Origin of the sequence: Azoarcus sp. DD4 (assembly GCF_006496635.1) — a bacterium.
In the GTDB taxonomy this organism is placed as follows: Bacteria; Pseudomonadota; Gammaproteobacteria; order Burkholderiales; family Rhodocyclaceae; genus Azoarcus.
In genome coordinates this window covers 3,112,082-3,127,885 of record NZ_CP022958.1, presented here as the reverse complement: position 1 = coordinate 3,127,885, position 15,804 = coordinate 3,112,082, and the positions used below count along the sequence as shown (strand labels likewise).

Sequence of the window (15,804 nt, the reverse complement as noted above, 5' to 3'; positions counted from 1 at the left end):
ACTGGTCTGACCAGTCCAACCAGTTAAGCAGGCGTCGTGCCAGATCGCCGCGCACGCGACGGGTGCCCGGATCTACAGGGATTTCGGGGAGATGACCGGTGGCCGCGAGCGGCAAGAACGCGGTGTGCGTGCATGGAGTTGGGGCGCGAAGTCCGGTCGATGAACCAGTACGGGGCGTTCAGACCACGCCTTCGACTGCGCCGGATAGGCAGTCTTTGGATCGCCCTGCGTCGGTGAGCGATGTTCGCCTTGCCGATTCGGGCTAGTGCAGGGTGGCTGGGGCGCTTCCGGCAGGGGTGCGGGCCGGGGGAGGGGGGTGTGCGGGGCGCCGGTCGTGCTGTTGCTGCGCACCAATCGGGGGCGAACCCCAGTCTTCAGCGGCCGCCGCGGGTGGTCTGGCGCAGGGTTTCCGAAGGCAGTTCGCCGAACATCGACTTGTAGTCGGCGGCGAAGTGCGACAGGTGCCAGAAGCCCCAGCGCGCGGCGATGTCGGCCACGGTGCCGACGTCGGCCGTGGCGTGCTTGAGCGCGCGGCGCACGCCGTTCAGCCGCAGCGCGCGCAGGAAACTCACCGGGTTGAGGTTGAGCACGTCCTGGAAGCTGTACTGCAGCGTGCGGCGCGACACCCGCAGCTCGGCGCAGAGGTCGGCTACGGTGATCGGTTCTTCGATGTGCTCGCGCATGTACTCGCGGGCGCGCTCCACCACCAGCTGGCGGGCATTGCCCGATGGCGGCGTGCGGCCTTCCGGCTCGTTGCCGATGGCGGCGATGATGCTGCCGAAGATCGCCTGTTCCAGCGCCTTGCGCATCGGCGCGTGGCGCAGCATGTCGGGCGTGGCGCGCAGGCTGGCCATGACCGTGCGCAGGAAGGCGCGCAGGTTTTCCGCCTGTTCCGCGCTGGAAGGGGCCACCCGGCGGTCGGCCAGTTCGGCCTCGATGTCGCGGTGCTCCACCTGCAGGGCGTAGGTGTTGAGCGCCTGTGCGTGGGTGGTGACGGCGAGGATGTCGTGGAGGCGCGGGGTACGGAAGTCGAGCTCGTCGCCGCCGCGCAGGGTGATGATGGAGTTGATGTCGAGGATTTCGCCGCAGTACCAGCCCTTGCCGTCCACTTCGAGCGGTACGCCGAAAGTACGGGAGCCTTCCCAGGCCTGGCCGGCCTCGTGGATGGACTGGTTGGTGCGTTCGCGAAAGACCTGGACGTTGTCGAACCAGTATTCCTCGAAGCTGCCGGAGAAGGTGCCGGCGGTGAGCTGATCGTAGCGCTGCTTCCAGTGTTGCAGGCAGGACGCGTGGTCGTCGGCGTCGCTGGTGTCGTGCCAGGTGGCACTGAAGGCCTGGTCGTCAGGGGACGAGGCGTAGGAAGTCATGGAAGCCGCTCTCCGCAACTGGGCGTAACGGATAAGGGCACGCATGCATCATGCCAAGCCCGAATCGGCAAGGGCATGGGCCGACCCTTGCGGGCATGCGCAAGCTTGCGGACATGTTGTGGGAGAGGGTGCCGGCACGGCGTACCCAGGCGTGACGGGCGCGCGCGGACGCCCATCGATCGCTGCCCGGTCTCCACGGGTGCGAGGGCAAGATACTTCATTTCCGTCTGTCTCCTGACCGGAAATCGGTTGCTTGTCGTTATGTGTGAGCTGCTGTTTTTTCAGCGTAATCCGATAAGCGGCCCACCGACAAGCACTTTTCTGCAATCCCGCCGGCTGGCGCGGGTGCCGTCCGCCCGAAGCGCCGAATTGGTGCATTGCAGTACCACTTTTGTGCAGGCGACGCCTTTCCCCTCGGGCTGCAAGGTTTTGCCGATTTCGGTTACCGGTCGCCGAAACCCCCGCTCCAGAATCCGTTCCACCCGCTGCTTTGACCTGGATCAAGGAACGGCGCGGACAACAAGCGCACTCGCCTTCCGGACGGACGGGCGGGTTCCGAGGATGCCGTTGCAGATGCAGCGGCCACAACAAGGAGTCAGCCGTGCTTCGACACAGCGCCCTGCGATCCTGCCTGGCTGCCGTGCTGATTGCCCTCACCGGGGCGTCGGCACAGGCCGAACTGCAGGTCGAAATTCCCAAGGTGGCGGAAATGCCGCCCGCCAACCCCTACCGCATCTACCTGTCGGACGTTTCCATCGGCCACATCGTCGACGGTCGCCTGCATGTGATCGACGGCGACAGCATGCGCTACCTCGGCGTGGTCGCCACCGCCTACGCCGGGCAGGCCATCGTGTCGCCCGACCGCAAGGAAATCTACGTCGCCACCACCTACTACTCGCGCCTGTCGTCGGGCGAACGCACCGACACGGTGGACATCCACGACGCGCAGACGCTGACCAAGACGGGCGAGATCATCATCCCGCCCATCCACGCCCAGGCGCTGCACTACAAGGGCACCATCCGCGCCTCGGCCGACGGCCGCTGGCTCTATGTGCTCAACGCCACCCCGGCGATCTCGGTGACGGTGGTCGATCTCAAGGAGAAGAAGGTCGCCTCGCAGGTCGATATTCCCGGCTGCTGGATCCTCCTGCCGGCGGCGAGCGTGTCCAACCGCTTCTCCACTGTCTGCGGCGACGGCACCCTGCTCACCGTCACCCACGACGACAAGGGCCAGTCGGTCGATCAGCAGAAGAGCGCGGTGTTCTTCAATCCGGACGCCGACCCCATCTTCATCCACGGCGAGCAGGACGGCGACACCTACCGCTTCGTCTCCTACGGCGGCGACCTCTACACCGCCAATGTAGGCGGCGCGGTGGCGAGCTTCGAACCGAAGTGGTCGCTGCTCACCGACAAGGAGCGCAAGGCCGGCTGGCGTCCCGGCGGCTACCAGCTGCTCGCCCAGCACAACGCCAGCGGCCGCGTCTTCGTCGGCATGCACGACGGCGCCAAGGTCGGTAGCCACAAGTTCCCCGCCAAGGAAATCTGGGGCTTCGACCTCAAGACCAAGAAGCGCATCACCCGCGCGCCGGGCAACAACGCGATCGCGATGGCGGTAAGCCAGGGCGACAAGCCGCGCCTGTTCGCCTACGACGGCCTCAAGGCGGCGATCGCCTCCTACGACGCTTCCGGCCCGCTCAAGCTCATCCGCCGCATGGAAGGCGTGGGCGAAACGCCGTCGCTGATGGAGCTGCACTGATGGACGCGCTCGCACTCGACCCGGTGCTGGCGCGCACCTGCGGGGCGGCGCTGGCGGTGATCCTGGTGCTGGGCGCGTGGCAGAAGCTGCGCGACCTGGCGGTGTTCGAAGCCTCGGTGGAGCTCTACCGCCTGTTGCCGGAACGCCTGGTGCCGCTGTTCGCCCGGTTGTTCCCGGTGGTGGAGGCGGTGGCCGGCATGGCGCTGCTGTTCGACACCACCCGCGCGGCGGGCCTCGTGCTCGGCCTGCTGGTGCTGGGCGCGGCGACCGCCGGGGTGGCGATCAATGTCGCCCGCGGCCACACCGAAATCGATTGCGGCTGCGGCGGCGCCGAAGGCCACACCCGGCTGTCGTGGGCGCTGGTGGTGCGCAATGCCGTGCTGCTCGCGCTGCTCGTACTCGGCGCCCAGTTGGGTAATGAGCGCGGCCTGGTCTGGATCGACTACCTCTCCGTTGCCGGCGGCACGCTGATGCTGCTCACCCTCTACGCGGCGGCCAACCAGCTGCTCGCCAACCACCCCCATCTCGCCCAAATGAGGAGCGGATCATGAATGAAGCCCTGATGATTTCGAACGTCCTGCTGTGGATCGCGGTGCTCGCCGCGCTGGTCGGCCTGTTCGCCCTTGCGCGCCAGATCGGCGTGCTCTACGAGCGGGTCGCGCCGATGGGCGCGCTGATGCTCGACACCGGCCCGCAGGTGGGCGAAGCCGCCCCGGTGTTCGACCTGCCGCACATCGTCAATGTGCGCGAGCGCGTCTCGCTCGGCCTGCCGGGCGACAAGAGCACGCTGCTGTTCTTCCTGTCGCCGACCTGCCCGGTGTGCAAGAAGCTGCTGCCCATCCTGCGCTCGGCCAACCAGTCCGAACGCAGCTGGCTGCGCGTGGTGCTGACCTCCGACGGCGAGCAGCCCGAGCACCTCGCCTTCTACGACAAGGCCGGCCTGCAGGACTTCCCCTACGTGCTGTCGCGCGAACTGGGCATCGCCTACCGCGTCGCCAAGCTGCCCTACGCGGTGCTCATCAACGAACAGGGCCGCATCGCCGCCAAGGGCCTGGTGAATTCCCGCGAACAGCTGGAAAGCCTCTTCACCGCCAAGGAGCTGGGCGTGGCTTCGGTGCAGGCCTACCTCGAACAACCCGGCCGCGCCTGACCGAGAGAAGGAGAACGAACGATGAAATGGCTGGATGAATTCTTCGAGCGCAAGACGCGCAAGGTGGCGCAGAGCGCCTCCCGGCGCAGCGCGCTGATCGGCATCGGCAAGCTGCTGGTGGGCTCGGCCTTCGTGCTGCCGGTGCTGCCCTTCGACCGCACCGCCCAGGCAGCCGGCGCGGCGATGAAGAAGGCCGGCGGCAAGGCGCCGACCGACGAGGATTGCGAATACTGGCGCTACTGCGCGCAGGACGGCTACCTGTGCAACTGCTGCGGCGGCACCGCGTCGAGCTGCCCGCCGGGCACCGAGGCCTCCAAGGTGTCGTGGATCGGCACCTGCCACAACCCGGACGACGGCAAGGACTACCTGATCAGCTACAACGACTGCTGCGGCAAGACGGCCTGCGGACGCTGCTTCTGCAACACCAACGAGCGCGAGATGCCGGGCTACCGCATGGGCCTGCACAACGACATCAACTGGTGCATGGCCAACGACTCGACGATGTTCCACTGCACCATGGCCACCGTCGTCGGCCTGGCCGAGACCAAGAGCTGAGGGCGCGGCGATGGACGGCAAGCGCATCCAGGGTCGGGCCGGGCGGCGGGGCAGGGCAGCCGCGCTGGCCGCCGTCATCGTCGCGGCAGCCGGCGCGGCCCAGCCGGCCATCGCCGACGAGGCGGGCAAGGCCCGCTACCAGTTCATCCTGAACTGCGCCGGCTGCCACCAGGCCGACGGCAGCGGCGCCAAATCCGGCGGGGTGCCGACGCTGCGCGGGCAGTTCGGCCACTTCCTCAAGACGGCGGAGGGCCGCGCCTTCCTGGTGCAGGTGCCCGGCACCTCGAACTCCTCGCTCTCCAACGGCGACATCGCCCGCATGCTCAACTGGATGGCGAAGGCTTTTTCAGCCGAAACCGTGCCGGCGGACTTCCAGCCCTACACCGAGGCCGAGGTGACCGCGCTGCGCAGCCAGCGTCTGGCCGACGTCTCCGCGGTGCGCCGCGGCATCGTCGCCCAGCTCGCCGCCCAGGGCATACGCATCGAGTGAGACCACCCATGCCCGGCCGCTTACGCATTCCGTATCACGCATCCGCTTCCACTCTTTGACGAGGAACCCCAAATGGACAAAACGACAAGGAAAACGCTCCGCCCGGGCCTGCTCTGCATGGCGATCGCTGCCATGTTTGCCAGCACCCTGGCCGGCGCCGCAGCCACCGATGCCGAGGTGGCCAGCCTTGGCAAGACGCTGACGCCGATCGGCGCCGAGGTCGCCAAGAACGCCGACAGCAGCATCCCGGCGTGGTCGGGCGGCATGACCCAGGTTCCGGCGGGCTGGAAGCCGGGCAAGGTCGATCCGTACAAGGACGACAAGCCGCTGTTCTCGGTCGATGCCAGCAACGTCGACAAGTACGCCGACAAGCTCTCCGCCGGCCAGATCGCGCTGATCAAGGCCTACAAGGGCTACCGCATGGATGTCTACCCGTCCCGCCGCAGCTGCCCGGTGCCGGACTTCGTCGGCGCCCAGACGAAGAAAAACGCCACCACCGCCAAGCTCGGCGCCGACGGCTGGCAGCTCGAAGCGGTGCAGGGCGCCGGCATTCCCTTCCCCTTCCCGAAGAGCGGGGCGGAGGCGATGTGGAACTACAAGCTGCGCTACACCGGCCTCGGCCGCCGTGCGCAGATATCCGCGCTGATGCCGGACAAGGACGGCTCCTACGTCGAGAACAAGCAGTGGGCCTATGAGCTGTACCCGTTCAACGATCCCAAGGTCACCAGTCCGGCCGACGTCGGCGGGGTCGAGAGCAAGCTGCTGTTCGACGTGCTGTCGCCGGCCTCGCGCGCCGGCGAGGGCTACCTGATCCACGCCTACATCGACAAGCCGCAGGACGCCTGGATCTACTTCCCCGGCCAGCGCCGCGTGCGCCGCTCGCCCACCTTCGCCTACGACAACCCGATCGCCGGCTTCGACAACCTCTACTTCGTCGACCAGATCAACATGTTCACCGGGGCCATCGACCGCTACGACTACAAGCTGGTCGGCAAGAAGGAGATGTTCGTCCCCTACAACAACTACAAGCTGATCGACAAGAACAACAAGTTCAAGGACATGCTCGGCCCCGAGTATGTGAACCGCGACGTCATGCGCTACGAGCCGCACCGCGTGTGGGTGGTGGAAGCCACGGTCAAGGGCGACAAGCGCCACTCCTTCGCCAAGCGCGTGTTCCACTTCGACGAGGATTCCTGGGCGCTGCTGCAGGTGGATATGTACGACGCCAAGGGCAACCTGTGGCGGGTGCAGGAAGGCAGCCTGTGGGCCGCGCCCGACGTCGGCGCCTGCATCACCTACGAAACCCAGATGTACGACCTGGTCGCCCGCCGCTACGTGACCGACAACTGGACGGCCGAGGGCGAGGTGATAGACCTCACCGCAGCCAAGGAAGGCCGCGTGACCGCCGCCACCTTCAGCCAGGACGAAATGCGCCGCCGCGGCGAGCGCTGATCCCGACCGACCGCATCCAGGAGAAAACTAGATGAACGACAAGACGATTGCGCATCGTCGGGCGGCGCGCGCGCTGGCGCCTTCCACGCTGGCGCTGGCGATTGCCGCCACGCTGTGGGCACCAGCCAGCCACGCCTTCCGCTTCGGCTCGGAGGAAGGCCTGTCCGGCAGCTTCGACAGCACCGTGTCCTTTGGTGTGATGGCCCGCACCCAGTCGGCCGGCTGCAAGACCATAGGCAACGACAGCGGCGGCTGCAACAACACCACCAACAACGAGCTGCAGGCCAAGCAGGGCGCCAGCGGCTATGCCAACGCCGACTTCAACTTCACCAACTTCGACGACGGCAACCTCAACTATGACAAGGGCGACGTGGTGTCGGCCGTGTTGAAGGGCACCCACGACCTGTCGCTGAAGCTGCCCGGGGGTTGGAGTTCGCTGGTGCGGATGACCTGGTTCCACGACTTCAAGTCCTCCGACACCCAGCGCACCGACGTGCACAGCGCGGCCGAGGGCGAGGTCACCCTGCTCGACGCCTGGGTGGCCAAGAGCTTCTCCATCGGTGAGCACAACGGCAAGATCAAGCTCGGCAACCAGGTGATCTCCTGGGGCGAGGACATCTTCATCCTCGGCGGGGTGAACCAGATCAACGCCATCGACCTGCAGAAGTTCCACGTGCCCGGCACCCAGTTGAAGGAGATCTTCATCCCGGCGCCGATGCTGTCCGGCTCCTTCGGCCTGACCGAGAACCTGGGCATGGAGGCTTACTACCAGTTCGCCTGGAACAGCTTCAAGTTCGATCCGTCCGGCACCTTCTTCTCCACCGCCGACGTGCTCGGCAAGGGGCGCCGCGTGGCCTACGTGCCGACCAGCATCATTGAAGCCTTCGCCGGCCCCGGCGCCTGCGCAGGGCTGCCGACCGGCCATTGCGGCGACAACCCCGGCATCTCCGATGCGGACGCGGTGGCGGCCGGCATCGCGGTGCCCTACCTCGGTACCGACGAGCCCAAGAACCGCGGTCAGTACGGCGTCAACTTCCGCTACAACGCGGAGGAGATCGACACCGAGTTCGCCTTCACCTACCAGCGCTACCACGACAAGCTGCCCTTCCTCGGCTTCACCGGCTCGCCCGCCGGCGCGGTCACCGGCTATTTCATCGCCTACGGCGAGGACAAGGACCTGTACGCAATCTCGGCCAACACCAAGATCGCCAACGTCGCGGTCGGCGCGGAGCTGTCCTACCGGCCCAACGACAGCGTCGGCATCGACCCCACGGTGCCCTTCGGCTCGCTGGCGGGCGCCTTCGACAAGTACAGCGTGTACGACGTCGGCCGCCATCCCGGCTTCGTCGAGGAGGAGAAATACCAGTTCCACCTCACCGGCTTCTACACCTTCTCGCACAACGATCCGCTCGGCGGGCTGGCCAAGGCGATCGGTGCTTCCGATGGCTTCATCCTGGCCGAAGCGGCGGTCACCCACTATCCCGGCCTGGACACCAGCGGCCGTATTCCCTACTTCCTGCCCGACTACTCGTTGCCGGACAAGACCTCGTGGGGCTATGTGTTCGAGATGGGGATGAACTACCCCAACGCCTTCGGCAGCGGCATCACGCTGACGCCGCAGATCGACTGGTACCACGACGTCTCCGGCACCAGCCCCAACGCGATCCCCTTCGTGGAAGGCCGCAAGGCGCTGACGCTGTCGCTGTTCGCCAACTACCGCGACCGCTGGAAAGGCGCTATCCAGTGGGTGAATTTCCACGGCGGCGGCGCCAACAACCTGATGCGCGACCGCGACTTCATCTCCGCCAGCCTTAGCTACTCGTTCTGATCCGTACCGCCGGGCCCGGCCGTCTCCGCCCGGAGCGGCCCGGGTCCGGCACTTTGGAAACCCCGACATGATCGAGAAACTCGTGCTGGGCCTGCAGCGCTTCTGCTTCAGGTTCCGGCTGCCGATCCTGGTCGCGCTGCTCGCCTTCACCGCTGTGATGGGCACCTTCGCCGCCCGCCTGCACATGAGCGCCGGCTTCGACAAGCAGCTGCCGCAGGATCACGAATACATCCAGACCTTCAACCAGTATCGCGAGGTGCTGTTCGGCGCCAACCGCATCATCGTCACCGTCGAAGCGAAGAACGGCGACATCTGGAACGAGAAGGCGCTCACCAGGCTGTACGACGTCACCCAGGCGCTGTTCTTCATGAAGGGGGTGGACCGGCGCACGGTGAGTTCGCTGTGGACGCCCAATACCCGCGCGGTGCAGATCACCGAGGAGGGCATGAAGGCCGAGGACGTGATCGGCGGCGACGTCACCGTCAAGGCGCTCACCCCGGACAACATCGCCGCGATCCGCGAGCGCACCATCGTCGGCGGCTTCATCGGCAGCCTGGTGGCCAACGATTCGTCCTCGGCGATGGTGGTGGCCGAACTCGCCGACCCCGATCCGCAGACCGGCGAACGGCTGGACTACTTCGAATTCAGCCAGCGGCTGGAAAAGGAAGTGCGCGACGCTTTCAGTGATGACGACGTGCGCATCCGCATCATCGGTTTCGCCAAGCAGATGGGCGACATCTCCGAAGGCGCCACCAGCGTCATCGAGTTCTTCGCGCTCGCCTTCCTGCTGACCGCCGCGGCCGTGTATTGGTACACCCGCTCGTGGGTGCTCACCTTCCTGCCGCTGGCCTGCTCGCTGGTGTCGGTGGTGTGGCAGTTCGGCACCATCACGCTGCTCGGCTTCGGGCTGGACCCGCTCGCCATCCTGGTGCCCTTCCTGGTGTTCGCCATCGGCGTGTCGCACGGCATCCAGCAGGTGAATTACATCGCCAAGGAAGTCATCAACGGCGCCGATGGCTACACCGCCGCCAGCCGGAGCTTCACCGGCTTGCTGGTGCCGGGCACGCTGGCGCTGATCACCGCCTTCGTCGGCTTCGCCACCCTGGTGCTGGTGCCGATCCCGATGATCCGCGAGCTGGCGATCACCGCCTCGGTGGGCGTCGCCTACAAGATCGTCACCAACCTCATCATGCTGCCGGTGCTGGCGAGCTACTTCCGCTTCGACGACAAGTTCGTGCTGCGCGCGAGCAAGGTCGAGGGCATGCGCAACCGCATGATGGCCGGGCTGGGCGTGCATATCGCCAATCCGCGCAACGCCGCCATCGGCACCCTGATCGGCATTGCGCTGATGGGCGTCGCGGTGTGGCAGAGCCAGGGCCGCCACGTCGGCCATGTGCTGCCGGGCGCGCCGGAGCTGCACGACGATTCGCGCTACAACCAGGACGTGGAAGCGGTGGTGGCGCGCTACAGCCTGGGCCTGGACCTGCTCACCGTGGTGGTGGAAACCCCGGCCGACGGCTGCTTCCGCCACGACGTCATGAGCCATGTCGACCGCCTGACCTGGCACCTGGCCAATGTGCCGGGCGTGCTGTCGGCGCAGTCCCTGCCGACGCTGACCAAGCTCGCCGCCTCCGGGGTGAACGAGGGCAATCCGAAGTGGGCGGCGCTGCCGCAGGAAGAACTGACCCTGGGCGAGGCGGTGCGCCAGGTGCCCGAGGGGCTGCGCCTCTTCAACGCCGACTGCACGCTGCTGCCGGTCAATCTCTACCTGGCGGACCACAAGGCGGCGACCATCAAGGAGGTGGTGGAGGCGGTCAAGCACTTCCGCGCCGACCAGCCCTTCGACGGCGTCACGGTGCGGCTGGCCAGCGGCAACGCCGGCGTGCAGGCCGCCACCAACGAGGTGGTCGAGCATTCCGAGCTGCCGATGATGCTCTACGTGTATGCGACCATCCTGGTGCTGGTGTTCGCGGTGTATCGCGACTGGCGCGCGATGATCGCCTGCTGCCTGCCGCTGACGCTGGCGACCTTCCTCGGCTACTGGTTCATGAAGTCGCTCGACATCGGCCTCACCGTGGCGACGCTGCCGGTGATGGTGCTGGCGGTGGGCATCGGCGTCGATTACGCCTTTTACATCTACAACCGGCTGCAGATGCACATGGCGCACGGCGAGGACATCGTCACCGCCTTCAAGCAGGCGCTGCGCGAGGTAGGGGTGGCCACGGTGTTCACCGCGGTGACGCTGTCCATCGGCGTGGCGACGTGGTCGTTCTCGGCGCTCAAGTTCCAGGCCGACATGGGCATGCTGCTGACCTTCATGTTCATGATGAACATGATCATGGCGATCACCCTGCTGCCGGCGCTGGCAGTGACCATAGACATGCTGATCCCGCGTCGCGGCCCGGTGCGGGCGCCGCTGATGGCGCACTGAGGAGGCCCGCGATGACGATCAAACGCAAACTCCTGGCGCTGTGCGCCGCACTGGCCGCGGTGGGTGCGACCACGGTGTCGCTGCACGCCGCCGGTTCGGCCTCCAGTGCCGGCCCGGTGCCGGCGATGAAGGCGCGGCTGGCGGCCAAGGTGCCGGTGACCGGCATGGCGCGCGCCGGCGACGCGCTGGTGGCGGTGGGAGACTACGGCACCGTGGTGCGCTCCACCGACAACGGCAAGAGCTGGCAGCAGGCGGAAGCGCCGGTCAGCAGCCTGCTCACCGCGGTGCATTTCGCCGACGCCCAACGCGGCTGGGCGGTGGGCCACGGCGGCGTGGTGCTGGCCACCACCGACGGCGGCGCCAACTGGACGCTGCAGCAGGTGCTGGACGACAAGCCGGTGCTGCTGTCGGTGTATTTCGCTTCGGCCGAACGCGGCTACGCGGTGGGCGCCTACGGTACCGCCTGGCGCACCGAGGACGGCGGCAAGAACTGGGAACCGATGAGCGTGGGGCAGGGCCGCGACGCCGACCTCCACCTCAACCACATCTTCGCCACCCGCCAGGGCGCGCTCTACGTCGCCGCCGAAACCGGGCTGGCCTTCCGCTCCACCGACGGCGGCGACAGCTGGAGCGTGCTCAAGCCCGGTGTCTCCGGCTCGCTGTGGGGCGGGCTGGAGGCAGGCGACGAAGTGGTGCTGCTCGGCATGAGTGGCCGCGTGCTCGCCAGCCGCGACGGCGGCGACAGCTGGCGCGCCATCGAGGGCGACACCGAGCAGTCGCTCACCGGCGCGGTCGCCGACGCCAAGGGCAGGCTGCTGGTTGTGGGTGCCGGCGGCGTGATGCTGCGCGGCGACGGCCAGCGCCTCGCGGCCGAGGTCCGTGGCGACCGCCAGAACCTCGCCGCGGTACTGCTCGCGGCCGACGGCAGCGTTGTTGTCGGCGGTCAGCTCGGCGTCGAACGCCTCACGAATTCCCCCCGCTGACGGAGATGCCATCCATGCTGAACAGATTGATCGCGCTCCTGCGCGGCGATGTCGAAGCGGAACCGAACGAGACCGGCCCCTTCGAGCGGCGCCACATCGCGGTCGCCGCACTGCTGCTCGAAGCCATGTACGTCGATCACCGTGCGACCGAGCAGGAGCACGCCGCGATCACCCGCCTGCTGCACCAGCACTTCCACCTGCCCGAGGCGATGGCGCGCGAACTGCTGCGGGTGGCCGACGAGCGCTATGCAGAAGTGCTGGACGACTGGGAGTTCGCCGAAGCGGTGCGGGCGGGTTTCAACCCCGCCGAACGCCAGGAGATCCTGACCCTGCTGTGGGAGGTCGCCTATGCCGACGGCGATCTCGTGCGGTTGGAGAACCGGCTGATCACCCGTCTTGCCCGCCAGCTCGAACTCGACCCCGACGCGGCGGACGCCGCGCGTGCGACTGCGGTGGCGCGGTCGGGGTTGATTGATGGGGGGAGTTGAGTAGCGGGCTTGGCGGCGGGCGGGTCTTGCTCCTCCCCCTTCAAGGGGGAGGTGGGGAGGGGGGTGGGGTTGGGCGCGCGCCGCATCCAACCCCATCCCCACCCCAACCCGGGAGCCTCCGCTTCGCTCCCCAAACCAAACCCATCCCCTTGCAGCACCTAAACGAGAAGAGAGGAGACAACCCGATGAACCCGTACCCCGACCAACTGATCAGCCCCGCCACCCGCGCCTTCCTGGCCCGCCCCAAGCGCATGCTGATCGGCGCCGAATGGACCGACGCAGCCAGCGGCGAGACCCTGGCGGTGCTCGACCCGGCCACCGCCCAACCCTTCGCCTCCGTGCCCGCCGGCGATGCCGCCGACGTCGACCGCGCGGTAGCCGCCGCCCGCCGCGCCTTCGAGTCCGGTGAGTGGCCGAAAATGCGGCCGGTGGACCGCGAGCGCCTGCTGCTCAAGTTCGCCGACCTGATCGAAGCCAACGCCCAGGAACTGGCCGAGATCGAGGCGCTGGACAACGGCAAGCCGGTGATGATGGCGCGTCATGTGGATGTGGCGCTGGTGGTCGATTTCCTGCGCTACATGGCGGGCTGGGCGACCAAGATCGAAGGTTCGACGATGGATGTGTCGGTGCCGCTGATGCGCGACCGCGAACTCTTCGGCTTTACCCGCCGCGAGCCGGTGGGCGTGGTCGGCGCCATCATCCCGTGGAATTTCCCGCTGCTGATGGCGGCCTGGAAGGTCGGGCCGGCGCTGACCTCCGGCTGCACCATGGTGTTGAAGCCGGCCGAAGAGACGCCGCTCACCGCGCTGCGCTTCGCCGAGCTGGCGCTGGAAGCGGGCTACCCGGCGGGCGTGCTCAACGTCGTCACCGGCCACGGCCACACCGCCGGCGCGGCGCTCGCCAGCCACAAGGGCATCGAGAAGATCGCCTTCACCGGCTCCACCGAGATCGGCAAGCTGGTCGGCAAGGCGGCCATCGACAACATGACCCGGGTGTCGCTGGAGCTGGGCGGCAAGAGCCCGGTGATCGTGCTCGACGACGCCGATCCGGAGATGGCCGCGGCCGGCGCGGCGCAGGCCATCTTCTTCAACCAGGGCCAGGTGTGCACCGCCGGCTCGCGCCTCTTCATCCACAAGAGCCGCTTCGAACAGGTGGTCGAAGGACTGTCCGGCATCGCCGCCAGCATGAAACTCGGCCCCGGCATCGATCCCGGCACCCAGATCGGCCCGCTGGTGTCGGCGATCCAGCAGCAGCGCGTGCTCGGCTACATCGAGAGCGGCTTCGCCGAGGGCGCGAAGGCGGCGACCGGCGGCGCGGCGGGCGGCGGCGAGGGCTACTTCGTCAAGCCGACGGTGCTGGTGAACACCCACGACGCGATGAAGGTGGTGCGCGAGGAGATCTTCGGCCCGGTGGTGGTGGCCATGCCCTACGAGGATCTGGACGAGGTCGCCCACCGTGCCAACGACACGCCTTACGGCCTCGCGGCCAGCATCTGGTCCAACGACCTGACGCGGGTGCATCGCCTGATCCCCAAGATCAAGGCCGGCACCGTGTGGGTGAACTGCCACAACATCCTCGACAACGCGATGCCCTTCGGCGGATACAAGCAGTCCGGCATCGGCCGCGAGATGGGCAGGGCGGTGCTCGAAATGTATACGGAATCCAAGTCGGTGATCATGGCGCTGTAAGGAATCCATCCGGGTTTCATGGTGTTACGGCAAGCCGTTGCGACGGTTTGCCGTTTTTTTTGATCCGGGGGGGGCCGCGTCGCTGCCGGGATTGCCGGTGCGGTGTTGCCGTCGGGGTGCGAAGCGCTAGTTGCATGGTGCGCCGCTCGCCGATCCGGTCATGAAGGGGAGATAGAACCAGCGGTTCGGCCAAGGCTGCGGCAGCGCTGGCCATTCGCCCCGGCGCGCCCAGCTGGGGTCTACCGTGCCAGCGAGTGTCCGATAGGCCCCCGTCCATTCCGTTGCGCGCGTGCGGCCCTCGAACTGGAAGCGCGCGCGTACCGTCCAGAAGTAGTAGCTGCAAGGCTGTAGTGCGTGTTCGAGCCTGAAGGACGGCTGTGCGATGCCGAATTGCTCGAGGACGAGCCGGGCGGCGGCGACGCCCTGGCCCAGGAAGGGGCCGGCGTCGTACACCCGGAAGTCGTATACCAGGTCTGCAAGCGATGGCGGGGAGCGGCCTCCGACTGGCTGGAAGTCGCGGGGCTGGGCTTCCCACGCGAAGGCAGGCGAGCGAGGCACCAGCACCGGTTCGAGGTGCCCGGGAAGCAGGGGGCGCTTGAAAAAGCGCATGTCCACGCGTAGCGGCGGTGCGAGCGGTTGGAGAGCGAATTCCGGCACGCGGGGGAGCTCAGCCCCCGAGGCCGCGCCGGGTGCCGGCGTCGCGGAGGAGGCGGGGCCCGGGCTGCCGCGATACAGCAACAGCCATTCATCGATGAGGGCTTCCGCCGCTTCATCCAGCGCCGCGTCGATAGCGCGCGCCATCATCCTGCCGTCCTCGGCCAGCCAGTGATCGACGGTGGCGGTCGGTGTCTCGACGTCGATGGACAGACTGTCGACAACCACGCCGTCGGCTGCGCGTATCAGCCGGGCACGCACCGGAAAGGCGAATCCGTAGGGGAGGTCCTTGGAACCCGGGGTGAACACCCGGATTTCGCTGACCCCGGCCTCGATGACGTAATCGACCACGCTGGCGTAGCGCGGGGTCTCGCCGGGCGCGACCGGCCCTTCGGCCATCGGGAACAGCTGGACGCTCGCGCCCGTCTTGGCGGCATAGCGCTCGATCGCCTGGCGGAGTTCTTCCTGGAGCTCGATCGTCGTCAGTGGGCCGCCAAGGCGGGTTCGGGCCGACGCGATCTGATCGCTCGATGCCGCATGGCCGGCTCCGATCATCGCCCCTATTGCTGCGCCGAAAGGCAGGCAGATCAGCGTGATCAAACCCGTGCCCGGACCGGTCGAACCCTTCTCGATCTCGAGGCATGCCAGTGCGCCCCGGCCGGCGCCGTAGAGCGCGCCGCCACCTTTGCCGCCGATTTCCGCATCGATCGAAACCGCGGGGGCGAAGCGCGCAACCGCGATTCCGATGCGGTGCGCGCCGGTGATGGCTTCCCTGTGCCCGGCCACCGACAGCGCCTGTTTCGACGGCAGGGTCGAACAGGCGGCCAGGGCAAGGGCGACCAGTGCGCTACCCCAGCGCGCAGTCCGGCTTGCCCGGGTTATCAGACCGTTCGGCATGTCAGTGCTTCTTTCCCGCTGAGAGAGACCTTCCTGCTGGGTGGAGAGCGGGCAGCGCCTCGGGG

At 67.5% G+C, this 15,804-nt stretch carries 13 protein-coding genes; 11 read left to right on the top strand and 2 right to left on the bottom strand.

From position 1 onward, the window contains the following. Positions 1-374 precede the first annotated feature (374 nt). Positions 375-1,367, bottom strand: a complete 993-nt coding sequence (locus CJ010_RS14415; protein WP_141018680.1) for a helix-turn-helix domain-containing protein — start codon at positions 1,365-1,367, stop codon at positions 375-377. Positions 1,368-1,968: 601 nt separating this feature from the next. Between CJ010_RS14415 and CJ010_RS14410 the strand changes: the two genes are divergently transcribed. From CJ010_RS14410 to CJ010_RS14360, 11 genes are all read left to right on the top strand, one after another. Continuing rightward, a complete protein-coding gene (locus CJ010_RS14410; RefSeq protein ID WP_141018679.1) occupies positions 1,969-3,123 on the top strand; it encodes an amine dehydrogenase large subunit in 1,155 nt (384 codons plus the stop codon). Then, positions 3,123-3,674 (top strand): MauE/DoxX family redox-associated membrane protein, encoded by a 552-nt coding sequence (locus CJ010_RS14405; protein WP_141018678.1) that lies wholly within the window; start codon positions 3,123-3,125, stop codon positions 3,672-3,674. Before CJ010_RS14410 ends, CJ010_RS14405 begins: the two co-directional genes overlap by 1 nt. After that, positions 3,671-4,273: a methylamine dehydrogenase accessory protein MauD gene (gene mauD, locus CJ010_RS14400; RefSeq protein ID WP_141018677.1), complete on the top strand. Its 603-nt coding sequence runs from the start codon at positions 3,671-3,673 to the stop codon at positions 4,271-4,273. Before CJ010_RS14405 ends, mauD begins: the two co-directional genes overlap by 4 nt. A gap of 21 nt (positions 4,274-4,294) precedes the next feature. Further along, the gene (locus CJ010_RS14395) at positions 4,295-4,828 is read left to right on the top strand and encodes a methylamine dehydrogenase light chain (RefSeq protein WP_141018676.1); all 534 of its coding nucleotides are present in this window, start codon (positions 4,295-4,297) and stop codon (positions 4,826-4,828) included. A 10-nt stretch (positions 4,829-4,838) separates the two neighbouring features. Next, on the top strand, positions 4,839-5,318 hold the full coding sequence (locus CJ010_RS14390; protein WP_141018675.1) for a cytochrome c: 480 nt from the start codon (positions 4,839-4,841) through the stop codon (positions 5,316-5,318). 132 nt (positions 5,319-5,450) lie between these two features. Continuing rightward, positions 5,451-6,770 (top strand): DUF1329 domain-containing protein, encoded by a 1,320-nt coding sequence (locus tag CJ010_RS14385; protein WP_240794369.1) that lies wholly within the window; start codon positions 5,451-5,453, stop codon positions 6,768-6,770. 31 nt (positions 6,771-6,801) lie between these two features. Then, positions 6,802-8,598: a DUF1302 domain-containing protein gene (locus tag CJ010_RS14380; RefSeq protein WP_141018673.1), complete on the top strand. Its 1,797-nt coding sequence runs from the start codon at positions 6,802-6,804 to the stop codon at positions 8,596-8,598. A 67-nt stretch (positions 8,599-8,665) separates the two neighbouring features. Next, positions 8,666-11,029: an RND family transporter gene (locus CJ010_RS14375; RefSeq protein ID WP_141018672.1), complete on the top strand. Its 2,364-nt coding sequence runs from the start codon at positions 8,666-8,668 to the stop codon at positions 11,027-11,029. Between the two features lie 11 nt (positions 11,030-11,040). Then, a complete protein-coding gene (locus tag CJ010_RS14370) occupies positions 11,041-12,012 on the top strand; it encodes a YCF48-related protein (protein ID WP_141018671.1) in 972 nt (323 codons plus the stop codon). Positions 12,013-12,026: 14 nt separating this feature from the next. Further along, a complete protein-coding gene (locus CJ010_RS14365; protein WP_141018670.1) occupies positions 12,027-12,500 on the top strand; it encodes a TerB family tellurite resistance protein in 474 nt (157 codons plus the stop codon). 185 nt (positions 12,501-12,685) lie between these two features. Next, complete coding sequence (locus CJ010_RS14360; RefSeq protein WP_141018669.1) at positions 12,686-14,188, top strand: aldehyde dehydrogenase family protein; 1,503 nt, start codon at positions 12,686-12,688, stop codon at positions 14,186-14,188. A 126-nt stretch (positions 14,189-14,314) separates the two neighbouring features. Here CJ010_RS14360 and CJ010_RS14355 read toward each other — a convergent pair whose 3' ends face one another. Then, positions 14,315-15,739 (bottom strand): hypothetical protein, encoded by a 1,425-nt coding sequence (locus tag CJ010_RS14355; protein ID WP_141018668.1) that lies wholly within the window; start codon positions 15,737-15,739, stop codon positions 14,315-14,317. Positions 15,740-15,804 lie beyond the last annotated feature (65 nt).